Consider the following 15,542-nt stretch of genomic DNA (forward strand, 5'->3'; position numbering starts at 1 on the left):
CAGCAGCGGCTCGCGCCGTGCCGCCCTCCGCGCGGGCCTGCGTCGCGACCGCGGTCGCACGCGGTGCCCCGCCCGCGGTGGCCTCCGCCGAGGACGCGGTCCCGTCGGCGGACGCGTCCGGCGCCTCCGCCGCCGTTCGGGCGCCGGCGGCTGACGAGGGCGTCGCCCTGTCCTCGGACGCCCCCGGCGTCCCCGTGGCGTTGTCGGTCATGCCATCGGTCCCACGAGCAGCCATTGCCACGAGTCCTTTCCGAACGTACTGCGTTCACCGCCCGTCGAGCCGATCTCGACGAACGAACCGTCCGGCCCGGTGAGGGTGCCGGTCTCCGGGTCGTACGGGGTGACGTGCGCCGCCTGCCGCGCGCCGCCCGCCCCCGAGGAGGGGCCGGGCGCGTTCTGGGCGCCGCGCACCGAGGTACCGCTGCCACGCGGCTCGGTGCAGCGTGCCCGGGTGTTGGCGGGCCGCTGAGAGGTGTCCGCCGGGTCGCGCCGCTGGGTGCCGTACCCCTGGCGGCACGGCGGCGGCTCGTCGGCGTTCACGACCATGCCGAAGTGGGTGGTGCCGTCACCGGGGATCACGGTGTAGCTGCCGGCGACGATCACCGGGAACGTCACCAGCGCCTGCTCCACCCCGGGCAGGCGGGCCACGGTCACCTGACCGCCGCTGATCAGATTGGAGAGCAGCACCGGCAGATGCGTCTCGTTGGACCTCAGCAGCGAGTCGACCTCCTGCGCCGCGGGGGCGCTGTTGCCCACCAGCCGCCTCAGATCGCCGTCACGCGCCTTCAGCTCCGCGGTCAGCGCGGCCAGGTCGCGCGAGAACGACGTGATCGCCGATCCCTTGTCGCTCTGGGTCTTCAGCACCACCCGGGAGTCCTCGATGAGGGAGGTCGTCTCGGGCAGGTTCTCCGAGGCCGACTCGACCAGCAGGTTCCCGGAGTCCACCAGCTTGCTCAGATGCGGCCCGGTGCCGGCGAAGGCCTTGCCGAGTTCGTCGACCGTGACCCGCAGATCGTCCTTGCCGACCGAGTTGACCAGCCGGTCCAGGCTGAGGACGAGCTCCGTGGTGGGCAGCGGGACCCTGGTGTCGGCGCGCGGGATCTCGCTGCCCTCGTGCAGATACGGGCCGCCGGAGCGGCGCGGCTGGAGGTCGACGTACTGCTCGCCGACCGCGGAACGGTTCGCCACCACGGCCAGCGTGTCCGCCGGTATCCGGGTTCCGTCCTCGATGTCCAGCGCCACCGAGACACCGTCCGCGCCGGCGAGCCGCAGTTCACCGACCCGGCCCACCGGAACGCCCCGGTAGGTGACCTCGGCGCCCTGGAAGATGCCGCCGGAGTCGGCGAAGTCGGCCCGCACCGTGTATCCGCGGTCCATCAGGCTGTCCGCCAGGCCGGTGTACTGGGCGCCGACGTACGAGCAACCGACGGCGGTGACCGCGGCGAAGGCGATCAACTGGCCCCTGACCGTACGTGTGATCACGGCTGCATCCCCTTCAGCATCAGCTCGGCCAGTGCCAGATCGATCCCCTCGGGCAGCCGGCGCCCGTCTGCGGACGTGCCCTCGTAGGAGGCGTGGCTGCCGGTGCACACCGGCGGACACAGCGGTCCGTCGCCGCCGGGCGGCGGGGGAGCACCCGGCGTCGGTGCGCCGGGAACCGAGGGGGGCCCGCTCGGCAGGGGCGCTTCCGGCAGGCCGGGTACCTCGGGCGCGCCGGGAACCTCCGGCAGCCCGGGCTCCCGCGGGGTGCCGGGCTTGTCCGGTTCCTCCGCGAGGTTGCCGTAGATGCTCGCGAGGTCCAGATCCGCGGTGATCTTGAGGTTGACGTAGTCGCCCTTGATGGCGCCGGTCGCGTTCCGCGGGAACGGATAGGTGGTCAGGATCTCCAGCGAGTTGGGCAGATCGCTGCCGGCCTTGTTCAGCTCCTGCAGGATCGGCTGCAGACTCCTGAGGTTGGCCACCGTGTCCGCGCGGGAGGCGTTGATCACCTTGGTGCCCGTCTTCCCGAGCTCCGAGAGCGAGGTCAGCATCGCCGTCAGATTGCGGCGCTGGTCGGCCAGCACCTTCAGCGCGCCGGGCATCGTGTCCACGGCCTGCGCGATCGTCTTCTTCTCCGCGGCCAGCCGCTTCGCCAGCCGGTCGATGCCCTTGAGCGCCCGGACGATCTCCTTGCGCTGCTCGTCGAGCCCGCCGATGAACGTGTCCAGCTCGCCGAGCAGCTCCTTGACCCGGTTCTCCCGGCCCTCCAGCGCCTTGTTCAGCTCCACGGTGATCGTCTTGAGCTGCGCCACACCGCCGCCGTTCAGCAGCGCGGACAGGGCGGAGAGCACCTCCTCGATCTCGGGGTTGCGCCCGGTGCGCGACAGCGGGATGCGCGCACCGTCGGTGAGCCGCCCGCTGGGTTCGATGCCCACCGGCGGGGACAGGGCCACGTACTTCTCCCCGAGCATGCTGGTCTGCCGCAGTTCGGCGATCGCATTGCCGGGCAGCTTCACGTCGTCGGCGATACGCAGCCGCACCCGGGCGTGCCAGCCGACCAGTTCCACCTTCTCGACCGCGCCCACGGTGACGTTGTTGACCTTCACCGCCGACTGCGGGACCAGGTCGAGGACGTCCCTGAAGTCGGCCGTCACGTGGTAGGCGTTGCCGTCGGCGGCCGCGCCGCCGGGGAGGTTCACGTCGTACAGGCCGTTGAACTCGCAGCCGGTGAGCAGCACGGAGCCCATGGCCGTCACCAGGGCCACGGCCCTGCGCCTGCGGGGTGCACTCATGCGCGTGCCTCCAGGATTCCGCCGAGCGTCCGGTCGACCTGGCCGGTGCCCGACACGGGGACGGAGCTCGGCACCTCGGGCAGTGAGTCGAACAGCTTGTCCAGCTCCGCGCAGTCGGGGTTCTCGCCCCCCGCGTCGCCGGTGGTCTTCAGCAGCGAGCACAGCAGCGCCGCGGGGTCCTGCGGATGGTCGGGGTTGTTGCGGGTGTCGAGGGTGCCGGACGAGGGGTTGTAAGCGTTCTGGAGGTTCGACAGGCCGGTGGGCGCGACCTCCAGCAGCTCCGCCAGCGCCGCACGCTGGGTGACCAGCACCTTGGTGACCTTGCTGAGTCCCTTCACGTCCTCGGTCAGCGCGTTCTTGTTGTTCTTCACGAACCTCGACACGTCGCCGAGTGCCACCCCCAGGTGCTTGAGCGCCGCCGCGAGATCCTTGCGCTCCCCGGCGAGCTGATCGGCGACCGCGGCGAGACTGTCGTTGAACGACCGCACGCTCTTGTCGTCGGCGGCGAGCGCCGCGGTGAACACCTGCAGATTGCGTACGGTGCCGAACAGGTCCTGCCGGCCGTCGGACAGCGTGGTGACCGCGAGGGACAGGTCCTCCACCGTCTGGTGCATCTGTTCGCCCTGGCCGTCCAGGTTGTCGGCGCTCACCCCCAGCAGCCGTGAGAGCGAGCCGTCCTTGTTGGCACCCTTGGGGCCGAGCGCCTCGGCCGTGGTGTGCAGGCTGTCGAAGACCCGGTCCAGCTCCACCGGCACCGCCGTGCGGCTCTGAGGGATCACCGCGCCGTCGCGCATCACGGGCCCGCCCTTGTACACCGGCAGCATCTGTACGTAACGGTCGCTGACGACCGAGGAGTTGATGATGGCGGCCTGGGCGTCGGCCGGGATCTTGCGGCCGGGTTCGTACTCGAGCTCCACCCGCACGCGGCCGCCCTCGGGGACGATCTCGGTGACCTCACCGACGCGTACGCCGAGCACCCGCACGTCGGAGCCCGGATAGATGCCCACCGTGCGCGGGAAGTACGCGGTGACGCGCACCGGTTCCTCGCGCGGCCACAGCACGACCGCGGCGCAGACCACCAGCGCCACGGCGACGGCGGCGGCCGTCAGCCGGGCCGTACGGCCCTTCGGGTTGAAGCGGATGCGGCCCTTCATCGCGACCCTCCTGTCCGGGGGACCACCGGAGCGGCGACCATGTTCTGGATGTAGCTGTCGAACCAGCGCCCGTTGCCGAGGGTGTTGGTGAAGACCCGCACGTACGGGGCGAGCAGGGCGACGCTGCGGTCGAGACTGGCCTGGTTGCGCTCCAGCATCCGCACCACCTGGTTCAGCCCTTTGAGCGCCGGGCCGATCTCCTTCTCGTTGTCCCTGACGAGTCCGGACAGCTGGATGCCGAGCGCCGCCGAGCTCTTGAGCAGCGCGTGGATGGCCGCCCGGCGACGGGATATCTCCTTGAAGAGCGCGTCTCCGTCCTTGACCAGGGTGGTGAACTCCCCGGAGCGCTCAGCGAGCACCTTGGTGACGGAGTCGGCGTGCTTCAGCAGCTCGCGCAGGTCCTCGTCACGCGAGGCCACCGTCCTCGAGATCCTCGACAGGCCCTTGATCGAGGCGCGCACCTCCTCCGGCGAGTCCTCGAAGGTCGTCGAGATGGTGTCCAGGGCCTTCGCGAGCTGCTCCGTGTCGACCTTTTCGCTGGTCGTCGTCAGATCGCTGAACGCCTGGACGACGTCGTACGCCGGCGTCGTGCGCTCCAGCGGGATCTCGCTGCCGGGCCGCAGCTGTCCGGAGCCCTTCGGCTCCAGGGCCAGGTACTTCGCGCCCAGGATCGTCTTGATCCGGATGGCCGCGCCGGTCCGCGTGCCGAACTGCGGGTCCCCCTTGACGCGGAAGACGACCTTCACATGGTCGCCGTCGAGATCGACCTCGTCGACCTTGCCGACCTTGACCCCGGCGATGCGCACCTCGTCGCCGGGCTTGAGACCGCCGGCCTCCGAGAACGCGGCGCTGTAGGTATCGCCGCTGCCGATGACCGGCAGGTCGTCGGCGTTGAACGCGGCCGTCGCCAGCAGGGCCAGGGTGGTGAGGCCGACCGCGCCGATCACCACCGGGTTCCTGTCGCGGAACGGGCCGAGCCTGGGCAGGAATCGTGTGGTCATCCGCCGCACCTCGCCCGTGCCACGTGCAGCTCCGGAGTGATCACCTCTCGGGTCTTCGGCAGCACGATCCGGCCGTCGAAGTCACAGAGGTAGAAGTTGAACCAGGAACCGTACGAGGCGGTCCCCGTCAGCTTGTTGAGCTTGTTCGGCAGCCGCTTCAGCACGCCCTCCACGGTCTTCTCGTTGTCGTTCAGCGTCTTGGTGAGGTCCCTCAGCTCGGCGATGTCGCCCTTCAGCGGCGGCCGGGCGTCCTCGAGCAGCCCGGAGGTCGCCTCGGTCAGCGAGCCGATGTTCTCCAGCGAGGACCCGATCGGCTTGCGGTCGGCGGACAGGCCGGAGATCAGCCGCTGCAGCTGCTTGAGCAGCCCGGAGAACCGCGCGCCGCGCTTGTCGAGGGTCTGCAGCGTGGTGTTGAGGTTGTCGATCACCGATCCGATCAGCTCGTCCCGGTCGGCGAGGGTCGTGGTCAGGGACGCGGTGTGCGCGAGCAGGCTGTTGACCGTTCCGCCCTCGCCCTGCAGCGTCTTGATGATCTCGGTCGCGAGCTGGTTGACGTCCTTCGGGCTGAGCGCGGCGAACAGCGGCTTGAAGCCGCCCAGCAGGGCGTTGAGGTCGAGCGCCGGCTGCGTCCGCTCCAGCGGGATCGTCCCGCCCGGCTTCAGCCTCGTCCCGTCGCCCGCGCCCTCGGTGAGCGCCACATAGCGCTGGCCGACCAGGCTCCGGTAGCGGATGACCGCACCGGTGCTGGTCAGCAGCGGCCGGTCGTGGGAGACGGTGAAGGTCACCTCCGCCAGGGTGCGGTCCTTGATGCGGATGTCCTGGACCTCGCCGACCCGCACTCCCGCGACGCGGATGTCGTCGCCCTCCTCCAGGCTGGTGACATCGCTGAACACCGCACGGTAGGTGTGCTCCGGCGTAAAGGAGAGGTTGACGATCGTCGCCGCGAGCAGCGTCGTCGCCAGGATCGTCACCAGGGCGAAGAGGAGGAACTTGACCAGCGGTGCCGTGGTCGCGGTGGCTCGTGACGCCTTCATGCCACACTCACCGCCGTCCCGCGTGCCATGGGCCCGAAGAGCAGCGTCGCGACCGCGGGCACCCGGTCGGCGGGCACTCCGAGGACCGGTGCGACCAGCGAGCCGACGGCACGCTGCTCGGCCGCCGTCGCGGAGACCGGGCCGGCTCCGGGCGGGCCGCCGGCAGCGACATCCTTCGTACCGTCGTCGAGCTTGGTGTGTCCCGACGGCACGGAAGGGTTGGGGATGCTTCTGCAGTTGGGGCCGGAGCGCTCGGCATAGCGCGGTTCCTCACCGGGTCGGTACGCGGGTCGCGGATGGACGAATTCGAGGGTGATACGCATCTCGCCGCCCCTGAACGCCTTCTCCGACTCCCTGGTCTGGCGCTCCAGGCCGTCCAGGAGGCACGGGTACTCGGGCGAGTAGCGGGCGAACAGGTCGAGGGTCGGGCGGGAGACACGGCCCAGGGTGATCAGGCGCTCACCGTTGTCGTCGAAGAACTTCTCCGCCGTGCCGGCGACCTTCGCCGTTCCCGTCAGGGCGGCGGCCAGCTGCTCGCGCTTCTCCACGATCGTGCGGCTCGTGGTGACGGAGTTGCGCAGGATGTTCATCAGGTCAGGTGCCGCGTCCCCGTAGACCTCGGCGACGTCGGCGAAGCGGGAGATGTCCTCCTGCATGGACGGCATGTGGGGGTTGAGCTCGCGCAGATAGCGCTCCAGCCGCACCAGGTTGTCGCCGATGCGGTCCCCGCGCCCTTCCAGCGCGGTGGAGAACGCGTGCAGCGTGGCGTTGAGATCCGCGGGCCGCACGGTGCGCAGCAGCGGGAGCAGGTCGTTCATCAGGTGCTGCACCTCGATGCCGGCCCTGGTGCGGTCCTGGGTGATCACGTCACCGGCCCTGATGTGTCTGCCGGACGAGCCGGGCGGTGTCACCAGGTCGACGAACTTCTCACCGAACAGCGTCTTCGGCAGCAGCCGTGCCTGCACATCGGCCGGGATCCGTTCGACGTGCTCCGGCTTCAGCGCGATGTCGAGCGTCGCCTTCTCCCCGTCGGCCCGCACCTCGCGCACCTCGCCGACGAGCAGCCCGCGCAGCTTCACGTCGGCCCGCGGGTCGAGCTGGTTGCCGAGCGTGTCGGCCTCGAGCGTGATGCGCACGACCGAGGTGAACACCTGCTGGTACGCGGCCACGGAGAGCGACAGCAGCAGGGCGATGACGGCGAGGAACACGATGCCGTACAGCCGCAGCCTGCCACTGCGCGCCGCGGCGCCTCCTTCGATGCTCATCGGCCCCTACCCCGCTATCCGTACGGTCGTGTTGGCGCCCCAGATCGCCAGGCTGAGGAAGAAGTCGAGAATGTTGATCGCCACGATCGAGGTGCGCACCGCACGGCCGACGGCGACGCCGACCCCTGCCGGGCCGCCGCCGGCGTAGTAGCCGTAGTAGCAGTGCACCAGGATGATCACGACGGCGAAGACGATCACCTTGCCGAAGGACCACAGCACGTCCACCGGTGGCAGGTACTGCTGGAAGTAGTGGTCGTACGTGCCCGTCGACTGCCCGTAGTAGCCGGTGGTGATCGTGCGGGCGGCGAAGTACGACGACAGGAGCCCGATCACGTACAGCGGGATCACGGCCACGAACCCGGCGATCATCCGCGTCGTCACCAGGAACGGCAGCGACGGGACGCCCATCACCTCGAGCGCGTCGGTCTCCTCGCTGATCCGCATCGCGCCCAGCTGCGCGGTGAACCCGGCCCCGACCGTCGCCGAGAGTGCCAGGCCCGCCACCAGCGGGGCGATCTCACGGGTGTTGAAGTACGCGGACAGGAACGCCACGAAGTTCGACGTGCCGAGCTGGTTGAGCGCCGCGTATCCCTGCAGACCCACCTCGGTGCCGGTGAAGAACGACAGGAACGCGATCACACCGACGGTCCCGCCGACGACGGCGAGCGCACCGCGGCCGAAGCTCACCTCGGCGAGCAGCCGCAGGATCTCCTTCTTGTAGCGGCGCAGGGTGCGGCCGGTCCAGGCCAGCGAACGGCCGTAGAAGGACAGCTGCCTGCCCAGCTCCTCGAGCTGCGGCGGCAGCAGACGATTCATCAGCGGCATCGCTCAGCCCCTCTGCGGAACGATTTGGAAGTACACGGCGGTCATCACGAAGTTCGTCACGAACAGCAACATGAAGGTGATGACCACCGACTGGTTCACCGCGTCACCGACGCCCTTCGGGCCGCCCTTCGCGGTCAGCCCCTTGTACGAGGCGACGATCGCGGCGATCGCCCCGAACACGAGTGCCTTGAGCTCCGCCGCCCACAGGTCGGAGAGCTGGGCCAGAGTGGTGAACGAGGCGAGATAGGCGCCCGGTGTGCCGTTCTGCAGCACCACGTTGAAGAAGTAGCCGCCGGCCACTCCGACCACCGACACCAGGCCGTTGAGCAGTACCGCCACCAGCATGGTGGCCAGCACCCGCGGCACCACCAGGCGGTGGATCGGATCGATGCCGAGCACCTGCATCGCGTCGATCTCCTCGCGGATCTTGCGCGCGCCGAGGTCCGCGCAGATCGCCGTGCCGCCCGCCCCCGCGATCAGCAGCGCCGTGACGATCGGCGACGCCTCCCGCAGCACCGCCAGCACCGAGGCCGCGCCCGAGAAGGACTGGGCGCCCAGCTGCCGGGTGAGACTGCCGATCTGCAGGGCGATCACCGCGCCGAACGGAATGGACACCAGGGCGGTCGGCAGGATCGTCACACTCGCGACGAACCATGCCTGCTGGATGAACTCACGTGCCTGGAAAGGCCGTTTGGGGATCGTCCGCAGCACGTCCAGTCCCATCGCGAACAGACTGCCGGAATGCCGCAGGGCACCCGTGGGGGACCAGCTCATGCGCCCGCCGCCTTCCCGCGCACCGCGGCGCGCATCTGTCGCAGCGACTCGCGCTCGGCGATCGCCTCCCAGCGGGGAGGCCGGTCGATGCCCTTGGTGGGCAGCAGCCGGGGTGTCAGGTCGGGCAGGCCCTGCTGCTCGTCGTCGGCGTCGCCCAGCTGGGCGAGTTCCTGCTCGACCTGGGCGGCGTCCTTCTCCTCCGCCATCCCGATCGGGCCCTGCATGCGGCCGTTCAGGAACTGCCGCACGACCGGTTCGTCGCTGGTGAGCAACTGCTCCCTCGGGCCGAACATCACCAGCTCCCGCCGGAACAGCAGCCCGATGTTGTCCGGCACCTGCCGGGCCGAGGCGATGTCGTGCGTGACGATGAGGAACGTGGCGTCGATCTGGGCGTTCAGATCGACGATGAGCTGGTTGAGGTAGGCCACGCGCACCGGGTCGAGTCCCGAGTCCGGCTCGTCGAACAGGATGATCTCCGGGTCGAGCACGAGGGCACGGGCGAGTCCGGCACGTTTGCGCATGCCGCCGGAGATCTCGCCGGGCAGTTTCTCCTCGGCGCCGATGAGGCCGACCATGTCCATCTTCTCGAGGACGATCCGGCGGATCTCGCTCTCCGGCTTGCGGGTGTGCTCGCGGAGCGGGAAGGCGATGTTGTCGTAGAGATTCATCGACCCGAACAGCGCGCCGTCCTGGAAGAGGACGCCGAAGAGCTTGCGCACCTCGTAGAGCTCGTGCTCGCGCAGCGAGGTGATGTCCGTGCCCGCGACGCGGATCGATCCGCGCTCGGGTTTCAACAGTCCGACGAGGGTCTTGAGGAAGACCGACTTGCCGGTGCCGGAGGGCCCGAGCATGACCGAGACCTCACCGGCGGGCAGGGTCAGGGAGACGTCCTGCCAGATGACCTGGTGCCCGAAGGACTTGGTGAGCCCTTCCACACAGATCTCGACACCCATCCGGTTCACCCTTCAGCCGTGGAGCGGTCCGACACCTGCTCTACGGGGAGGGCCGCCGCGTCCGTCGCGCCGAAGCGAAATTTTTTTCGGGCGGGTTACGGGAGGGTGCCGACCGCGTTGTCCACGGCGCGCCCGTCGGGGCCCGCCCCAAGCCCCGCGCCTCAATCGCCGGCGGGGCGTGGTGTACCCAATCGGCGGCAGACGCCGACGGGGCGAGACGCCGATGGGCTTGCATGCGCCCGCGGGCATGAAGCGGTGGCGGGGCGGCATGTACTGCGGTGGGCTGGGGCGCGCAGCGGTCCCCGCCCGCCGGGCCGTAGGGGCGCGGTACGGGGCCCGGGGCGGAGCCCCAGTTACGGGAAGGAGGGGGGAAACGCCCCCTACGGGAGCGTCGGCACCGGGACCGGCACCGACGGCGACGGCACAGGCAAAGGCGTGAGCTCCGGGAGCCGCGAGGTCCCGGCCGGGACCTCGGGGACCCGCACCTCGGGGACGTCGACGCCCTCCGGCAGCACCGGCAGCCGCGGCACCGGCGACGACCTGAGCGGCAGCGGCGGCAGCGACACCTCCGGCAGTGGAAGCTCCGGCAGCACCGGCTCCGAGTGCCGATCCGCCCCGCCCGACGGCACCGGCTGCTCCCGCGAGCCGAGCGGCGAGGGCTCGGCCGGACCGGGCCCGCCCGGCCCCGGCTCCCGCGAGGTCGAGACCGAAGGCGTCGACGGGCGCGGCGCGGGCGTGTCCCCACCCGGCGCGTACGGCAGAACGAGCCCCGCGACCGCCAGCGTCGCCGCCGTCGACGCCACGGCGACCGCCTGCGCGTGGCCGCCCCGCGGCCGGCCGCGGCCGCACAGCCACAGCGCGACACCGAGCGTCGCCGCCAGCGAGTTGCGCAGCGTCCGCCGGGCCCTGGCCAGCAGGGACTCGACGGTCCGGTAGCTCAGGCCCATCTTCACGGCGACCTGCTCGACGTCCAGGTCCTCCGACTTCAGCCACAGCGCCTCGGCCTGCCGGGCGGGCAGCTCACCGCTGCGTACGGCCAGCCAGCGCGCCTCGGCGCGGTCGCACACCGCCTCGTCCACCGGCACCGGCCGCGGCGGGTGCAGCGTCGGGCTCGTACGGACCTCGGCCTCGCGGCTGACCTGGCGGTGCCGGTCGACGCACAGCCGCATCGTGACCGTCGTCAGCCACGCGCCCAGCCGCTCGTCGTCGAGGTGGGGCCGCTCCGCGGCACGGAGCATCGCCTCGTGCACGGCGTCCTCGGCGTCCTCCATGCTGACGGACCGGCGCCGGGCCACCCGGAGCAACTGCTCCCGGTGGCTCCAGGCGCGTTGCCAGCGCTCGTGCGCCGACTCGGCGCCCCGTCCATCGGAGTGCTCAGGCTGTGTGTCCGTCGCCATGAGGGCCCCCTTGCTCTCACCACCGGCCGCGTGCTTGTCCGGCGGATGGCGACATTACCGCCCGGTATCCGGAGTTGTGGAGAGGGAGAGCCCCATCGAGTCCTTTCTGTTGCAGGAGGGGGCGTGGAGATCAGTCTCCGCTGGTCAGTGGGGTGGGCAGAGGGGCTCCGGGGAGCACTGTGACGGGGACCGGCAGGGACGGCACCGGCTGCGCGGGACTGGTCGTGCCGGCCGGCTCGGTCGGCCGCGCGGACGGCGACGGCGAGGGGGCCGCGGACCGCGACGGGGCCGCGGACGACGGTGACGGCGCGGGCGACGGCGTCCTCGTGCCGGACGCCGCCGGTTCGGCGGAGCGGGTCGGATCCGGCGAGGGACGTGCCTCGCCGCGCTGCCCCCCGGCGGTCGCGCTGTCGGGCACCACCGTGTGCCCGTCGAGGTAGTACGCGAACCACGCCCGCACGGTGAGCAGGTACGCGGTGGAACGGTTGTAGCCGAGAAGGGCCCGGTCCAGGTCGCCGGCGTCGGACAGGTCGCGCCCGCCCGCGCACAGGTAGCGCCCCGCGGCGAGCGCGGCGTCGAAGACGTTCCCCGGGTCGCGGACCCCGTCACCGTTGCCGTCCGCGCCCCAGCCGGCCCAGGTCGAGGGGATGAACTGCAGAGGGCCGACGGCCCGGTCGTACTCGGTGTCCCCGTCGTACCGGCCACCGTCGCTGTCCCGGATGAGGGCGAAGCCGTTGCCGTCCAGGCGCGGGCCGAGGATCGGCGTCAGCGTGGTGCCGTCCGCGGCCACCTGGCCGCCGCGAGCCTGGCCCGACTCGACCTGGCCGATCGCCGCGAGGAGCTGCCAGCGCAGCCCGCAGCCGGGGGCACTGCGGGCCAGCTCCGATTCGGCGGCCCGGTACGCGGCGAACACCGTCGCGGGCAGCGAGCCGACCGACGCCGTGGCCGGCGTACCCCCCGGCCGTTCCCCGGCGCCGCCCGTGCCCGGCACCCGCAGCGGCGGGAGCTCGGTGCGGTACGTGCCGTCCCCGGACACGCTCGGCCCCTGCGAGGGCTCGGCGCTCTGCTGCCCCGAGGGCGTGGCGGCCCCCGGCCCCTGCGACGCGGTGAGCGCCGCCATCGCCGCGGTCGCGACCGCCGTCGCCCTGACACCTCTGCGCGTACGTCCTGCCATCTTCGGACCCCTCCCTGACCCACGGGCTCTCGTGCTCACCCGCTCTACGCGCGAGTAACGCCGGTCCGTCGGTCGCTGGCCCGGGATTTTCGCGGTTTCGAGCACGGGGGAGCGGGGGTCGGAACCCGGCAGGGCACGGCTACCGTGGGGGCATGCGACTGAGAGTGGAGTTCACGACCGAGCCGTTCGACCTGGACGAACCGCCCGCCCACGCGGTGGCGGTGCGCGAGGTCGTCCAGGGCTCCGGTCTGGACAAGGTGGACGTCGGCCCCTTCGGCAACACCGCCGAGGGCGGGGCCGACCAGGTGCTCGGTGCCGTCGACGCGCTGCTGCGCAAGGCGCTGGAGACCGGTGCGACCCGGGTGTCGCTGCAGGTCAACGTGGTGGAGGAGGAGGGATGACCGAGCCTGCGGACCACGCGCTCGCCCGGGCTGTCAAGCCTCTCGTCGACGCCATGGGCGGAGTGCTGATCACCCCCGGCGAGGCCGCCGAGGACGACGTCGTGCTGAGCTGGGAGGGCGAAGAGGTCGTCGCCGTACGCCTGCCGCAGCTCGCGGACTCCCTCGACCACATCCTCGCGGCCATGGAGCGGCAGCACGGCAGGCCGCTCGCCGAACTCGACCGCAAGACGAAGCAGTCGGTCGTCAGGACACTGGAGGCGCGGGGCGCGTTCTCCGTGCGCCACGGCGTCGAGACGGTGGCGGGCGCTCTCGGCGTCAGCCGCTTCACCGTCTACAACTACCTGAACAGGGAAAACGCGGCCAAGGGCGACTGAGCGCTGCCGTCTGTCGCCGCCGTCCGGCGCGTCGGGCGGCGGCTTTTGTGTACGCGATTTTTCAACAAAGTGTTGACGTCGCGTTCCGGAGGGCGTTAGCTATCCGCAGCCCGTCCGACGCACCACGATGAACAAGCCACGGAGGCCCCCGTGACGTCACTCTCGAACCCGGGCCTCGCCCGGTTCAACGCCTCCGAGGACAGCGTGGCCCAGGCTGCACTGCACGAGGTGTGCGCCAGTTCGGCCTGGGGGAGCAAGATCCTCGCCCAGCGGCCGTACGCCACCACCGAAGCCCTGTTCGAGGCCAGCGACGCCGCCATGGCCGAGCTGACCGCCGAGGACCTGGCCGAGGCGATGGCCGGTCACCCGCCGATCGGCCGGCCGAAGCCCGGCGACCCGACCTCCTCCCGCGAACAGAGCGGCATGGCCGGAGCGTCCGAGGCGCTCAAGGCGGAGATGCTCGAACTGAACCTCGCCTACCAGGAGAAGTTCGGTCATGTCTTCCTGATCTGCGCCACCGGCCGCACCGGTGAGCAGATGAGGGACGCCGTTCGCGAGCGGATCGAAAACTCGCCCGAGCAGGAGCGGGAGATCGTCCGCACCGAACTGGGCAAGATCAACCGCATCCGGCTGACCCGCCTCGTAGAGCTCGCAGAGGAAGAAAGCGCATGAGCACGGAAACCACGGCTTCGGTGTCCACGCACATCCTGGACACCAGCCTCGGCCGCCCCGCCGAAGGCGTCGCCGTCTCGCTGTCGGCCCGCAGCGGCCCGGACGCGCACTGGGCGCCGCTCGGCGGATCGGCGACCGACGCGGACGGACGCTGCAAGGACCTGCCGGCACTGCCGGAGGGAACGACCCATGTACGTCTCGACTTCGAGACCGAGACGTACTTCGTGAAGAAGAAGCAAGCCGAGGCACAGCAGGACGCCCCCGCGCTACGGGACAGCGGCGTGTTCTTCCCCGAGGTGGCGATCACGTTCGCCGTCGTACCGGGCGAGCACTACCACGTACCGCTGCTGCTCAACCCGTTCGGCTACTCCGTTTACCGAGGGAGCTAGCAGACATGCCCACGATTCTCGGCCAGAATCAGTACGGCAAGGCAGAGAACCGCGTAGTCAGGATCACGCGGGACGGCGACACCCACCACATCAAGGACCTGAACGTCTCGGTCGCCCTCTCCGGCGACATGTCCGACGTGCACCTGTCCGGTTCGAACGCCAACTGCCTGCCGACCGACACCACCAAGAACACGGTGTACGCGTTCGCCAAGGAGTACGGCATCGAGTCCGCCGAGCAGTTCGGCATCCACCTGGCCCGTCACTTCGTGACCAGCCAGGAGCCGATCCACCGGGCGCGCATCCGGATCGAGGAGTACGCCTGGGAGCGCATCGAGGCGTCGGACGCCAACTCGAAGTTCATCGGCTCCGACGACGTCAAGCACTCCTTCGTCCGCAAGGGCCAGGAGACCCGGGTCACGCAGATCACCTACGACGGTTCGTCGTGGCAGGTCATCTCCGGTCTCAAGGACCTGATCGTGATGAACTCGACGAACTCCGAGTTCTGGGGCTACGTCAAGGACAAGTACACGACGCTCCAGGAGGCCTACGACCGCATCCTGGCCACCCAGGTGTCCGGCCGCTGGCGGTTCAACTGGACCGACGACGAGCAGAAGATGCCCAACTGGGAGAAGTCCTACGAGCAGGTCAAGAAGCACATGCTCCAGGCGTTCGCCGAGACCTACTCCCTCTCGCTGCAGCAGACGCTGTACCAGATGGGCTCGCGCATCATCAACAGCCGCAACGAGATCGACGAAGTCCGCTTCTCGCTCCCGAACAAGCACCACTTCCTGGTCGACCTCGAGCCGTTCGGCCTCAAGAACGACAACGAGGTCTACTACGCGGCGGACCGCCCGTACGGCCTGATCGAGGCCACCATCCTGCGGGACGGCGTCGAGCCGCAGATCCCGGTCGACATGACCAACCTCTGACGCGGGACCGATCCGCCCCCCGCCGCAGCCGGCGGGGGCGGGTCGTGGACCGGAGGGAAGACCATGGCACAGCCTGCAACAGGGTCAAAGGCAGCAGCGCGGTCGTCTCGCTCGTTCCGATGCCCGTCCTCGGCGGCGCCGGCATCCTCCTGTCCGGCCCGATCGCCGTCAGCGGCATCCGTACGCTCTCCGAGGCGGGACCCGACGACAGTTCCGGCATCGTCCCGGTGGCCGTCCCGCTCGCCGCGCCCGCCTTCCCCGCGGACGTCCCGGCCCGGGCGCAGACCGCCCTCGACTCCGGGATCAGCGCCGGAGCGCTCGTCGCGGTCCTGCTCACCCCGTTCTTCCACCCTCTCGGCACCCGCAGCCGCCCGGCTGTGGCACTCAAATCCTCCTAGGGTCCTGCCGTGCCCTCTCCCCCGAGGACGT

16 protein-coding genes and 1 pseudogene are annotated in these 15,542 nt (G+C 70.5%); 6 read left to right on the plus strand and 11 right to left on the minus strand.

Annotation, left to right across the window (positions count from 1 at the left end; translation table 11 throughout):
• Positions 1 to 207: 207 nt before the first annotated feature.
• The 11 genes from AB0K02_RS15840 to AB0K02_RS15890 form a co-directional block, all read right to left on the minus strand.
• The gene (locus tag AB0K02_RS15840) at positions 208 to 1,482 is read right to left on the minus strand and encodes an MlaD family protein (RefSeq protein WP_365993004.1); all 1,275 of its coding nucleotides are present in this window, start codon (positions 1,480 to 1,482) and stop codon (positions 208 to 210) included.
• Positions 1,479 to 2,771: an MCE family protein gene (locus AB0K02_RS15845; protein ID WP_365993006.1), complete on the minus strand. Its 1,293-nt coding sequence runs from the start codon at positions 2,769 to 2,771 to the stop codon at positions 1,479 to 1,481. The genes AB0K02_RS15840 and AB0K02_RS15845 overlap by 4 nt, the downstream gene beginning before the upstream one ends.
• Positions 2,768 to 3,925, minus strand: a complete 1,158-nt coding sequence (locus tag AB0K02_RS15850; protein ID WP_365993007.1) for an MCE family protein — start codon at positions 3,923 to 3,925, stop codon at positions 2,768 to 2,770. The genes AB0K02_RS15845 and AB0K02_RS15850 overlap by 4 nt, the downstream gene beginning before the upstream one ends.
• The gene (locus tag AB0K02_RS15855; RefSeq protein ID WP_365993008.1) at positions 3,922 to 4,926 is read right to left on the minus strand and encodes an MCE family protein; all 1,005 of its coding nucleotides are present in this window, start codon (positions 4,924 to 4,926) and stop codon (positions 3,922 to 3,924) included. Before AB0K02_RS15855 ends, AB0K02_RS15850 begins: the two co-directional genes overlap by 4 nt.
• Complete coding sequence (locus AB0K02_RS15860; protein WP_365993009.1) at positions 4,923 to 5,960, minus strand: MlaD family protein; 1,038 nt, start codon at positions 5,958 to 5,960, stop codon at positions 4,923 to 4,925. Before AB0K02_RS15860 ends, AB0K02_RS15855 begins: the two co-directional genes overlap by 4 nt.
• Positions 5,957 to 7,225, minus strand: a complete 1,269-nt coding sequence (locus AB0K02_RS15865) for an MCE family protein (protein ID WP_365993010.1) — start codon at positions 7,223 to 7,225, stop codon at positions 5,957 to 5,959. Before AB0K02_RS15865 ends, AB0K02_RS15860 begins: the two co-directional genes overlap by 4 nt.
• Positions 7,226 to 7,231: 6 nt before the next feature.
• A complete protein-coding gene (locus tag AB0K02_RS15870; protein ID WP_365993011.1) occupies positions 7,232 to 8,050 on the minus strand; it encodes an ABC transporter permease in 819 nt (272 codons plus the stop codon).
• Between the two features lie 3 nt (positions 8,051 to 8,053).
• Entirely contained in the window at positions 8,054 to 8,824 is a 771-nt protein-coding gene (locus tag AB0K02_RS15875) for an ABC transporter permease (protein ID WP_307712734.1), read from the minus strand.
• Entirely contained in the window at positions 8,821 to 9,777 is a 957-nt protein-coding gene (locus tag AB0K02_RS15880; RefSeq protein ID WP_365993012.1) for an ABC transporter ATP-binding protein, read from the minus strand. The genes AB0K02_RS15875 and AB0K02_RS15880 overlap by 4 nt, the downstream gene beginning before the upstream one ends.
• A gap of 380 nt (positions 9,778 to 10,157) precedes the next feature.
• Complete coding sequence (locus tag AB0K02_RS15885; RefSeq protein WP_365993013.1) at positions 10,158 to 11,174, minus strand: sigma-70 family RNA polymerase sigma factor; 1,017 nt, start codon at positions 11,172 to 11,174, stop codon at positions 10,158 to 10,160.
• Positions 11,175 to 11,304: 130 nt separating this feature from the next.
• Positions 11,305 to 12,348 (minus strand): lytic transglycosylase domain-containing protein, encoded by a 1,044-nt coding sequence (locus tag AB0K02_RS15890; RefSeq protein WP_365993014.1) that lies wholly within the window; start codon positions 12,346 to 12,348, stop codon positions 11,305 to 11,307.
• Between the two features lie 152 nt (positions 12,349 to 12,500).
• Between AB0K02_RS15890 and AB0K02_RS15895 the strand changes: the two genes are divergently transcribed.
• The 6 genes and pseudogenes from AB0K02_RS15895 to AB0K02_RS15920 form a co-directional block, all read left to right on the plus strand.
• A complete protein-coding gene (locus AB0K02_RS15895; protein WP_365993015.1) occupies positions 12,501 to 12,749 on the plus strand; it encodes a thiamine-binding protein in 249 nt (82 codons plus the stop codon).
• The gene (locus tag AB0K02_RS15900) at positions 12,746 to 13,123 is read left to right on the plus strand and encodes a helix-turn-helix domain-containing protein (RefSeq protein ID WP_365993016.1); all 378 of its coding nucleotides are present in this window, start codon (positions 12,746 to 12,748) and stop codon (positions 13,121 to 13,123) included. The genes AB0K02_RS15895 and AB0K02_RS15900 overlap by 4 nt, the downstream gene beginning before the upstream one ends.
• A 150-nt stretch (positions 13,124 to 13,273) precedes the next feature.
• Complete coding sequence (gene uraD / locus AB0K02_RS15905; RefSeq protein ID WP_365993017.1) at positions 13,274 to 13,795, plus strand: 2-oxo-4-hydroxy-4-carboxy-5-ureidoimidazoline decarboxylase; 522 nt, start codon at positions 13,274 to 13,276, stop codon at positions 13,793 to 13,795.
• A complete protein-coding gene (gene uraH / locus AB0K02_RS15910; protein WP_365993018.1) occupies positions 13,792 to 14,184 on the plus strand; it encodes a hydroxyisourate hydrolase in 393 nt (130 codons plus the stop codon). Before uraD ends, uraH begins: the two co-directional genes overlap by 4 nt.
• 5 nt (positions 14,185 to 14,189) lie before the next feature.
• Positions 14,190 to 15,113 (plus strand): factor-independent urate hydroxylase, encoded by a 924-nt coding sequence (gene pucL / locus AB0K02_RS15915; RefSeq protein WP_365993019.1) that lies wholly within the window; start codon positions 14,190 to 14,192, stop codon positions 15,111 to 15,113.
• A 98-nt stretch (positions 15,114 to 15,211) separates the two neighbouring features.
• Positions 15,212 to 15,511 (plus strand): annotated as a pseudogene (locus AB0K02_RS15920) (purine permease); the annotation flags it as partial.
• Positions 15,512 to 15,542: the final 31 nt, after the last annotated feature.

The sequence above is a fragment of the Streptomyces sp. NPDC049597 genome, from assembly GCF_040675505.1.
In the GTDB taxonomy this organism is placed as follows: domain Bacteria; phylum Actinomycetota; class Actinomycetes; order Streptomycetales; family Streptomycetaceae; genus Streptomyces.

Excerpts from the sequence above, each read along its gene's own strand:
- AB0K02_RS15845 (WP_365993006.1), bottom strand. The coding sequence starts at position 2,771 with ATGAGTGCACCCCGCAGGCGCAGGGCCGTGGCCCTGGTGACGGCCATG.
- AB0K02_RS15850 (WP_365993007.1), bottom strand. The coding sequence starts at position 3,925 with ATGAAGGGCCGCATCCGCTTCAACCCGAAGGGCCGTACGGCCCGGCTG.
- AB0K02_RS15855 (WP_365993008.1), bottom strand. The coding sequence starts at position 4,926 with ATGACCACACGATTCCTGCCCAGGCTCGGCCCGTTCCGCGACAGGAAC.
- AB0K02_RS15860 (WP_365993009.1), bottom strand. The coding sequence starts at position 5,960 with ATGAAGGCGTCACGAGCCACCGCGACCACGGCACCGCTGGTCAAGTTC.
- AB0K02_RS15865 (WP_365993010.1), bottom strand. The coding sequence starts at position 7,225 with ATGAGCATCGAAGGAGGCGCCGCGGCGCGCAGTGGCAGGCTGCGGCTG.
- AB0K02_RS15870 (WP_365993011.1), bottom strand. The coding sequence starts at position 8,050 with ATGCCGCTGATGAATCGTCTGCTGCCGCCGCAGCTCGAGGAGCTGGGC.
- AB0K02_RS15875 (WP_307712734.1), bottom strand. The coding sequence starts at position 8,824 with ATGAGCTGGTCCCCCACGGGTGCCCTGCGGCATTCCGGCAGTCTGTTC.
- AB0K02_RS15880 (WP_365993012.1), bottom strand. The coding sequence starts at position 9,777 with ATGGGTGTCGAGATCTGTGTGGAAGGGCTCACCAAGTCCTTCGGGCAC.
- AB0K02_RS15885 (WP_365993013.1), bottom strand. The coding sequence starts at position 11,174 with ATGGCGACGGACACACAGCCTGAGCACTCCGATGGACGGGGCGCCGAG.
- AB0K02_RS15890 (WP_365993014.1), bottom strand. The coding sequence starts at position 12,348 with ATGGCAGGACGTACGCGCAGAGGTGTCAGGGCGACGGCGGTCGCGACC.
- AB0K02_RS15895 (WP_365993015.1), top strand. The coding sequence starts at position 12,501 with ATGCGACTGAGAGTGGAGTTCACGACCGAGCCGTTCGACCTGGACGAA.
- AB0K02_RS15900 (WP_365993016.1), top strand. The coding sequence starts at position 12,746 with ATGACCGAGCCTGCGGACCACGCGCTCGCCCGGGCTGTCAAGCCTCTC.
- uraH (WP_365993018.1), top strand. The coding sequence starts at position 13,792 with ATGAGCACGGAAACCACGGCTTCGGTGTCCACGCACATCCTGGACACC.
- pucL (WP_365993019.1), top strand. The coding sequence starts at position 14,190 with ATGCCCACGATTCTCGGCCAGAATCAGTACGGCAAGGCAGAGAACCGC.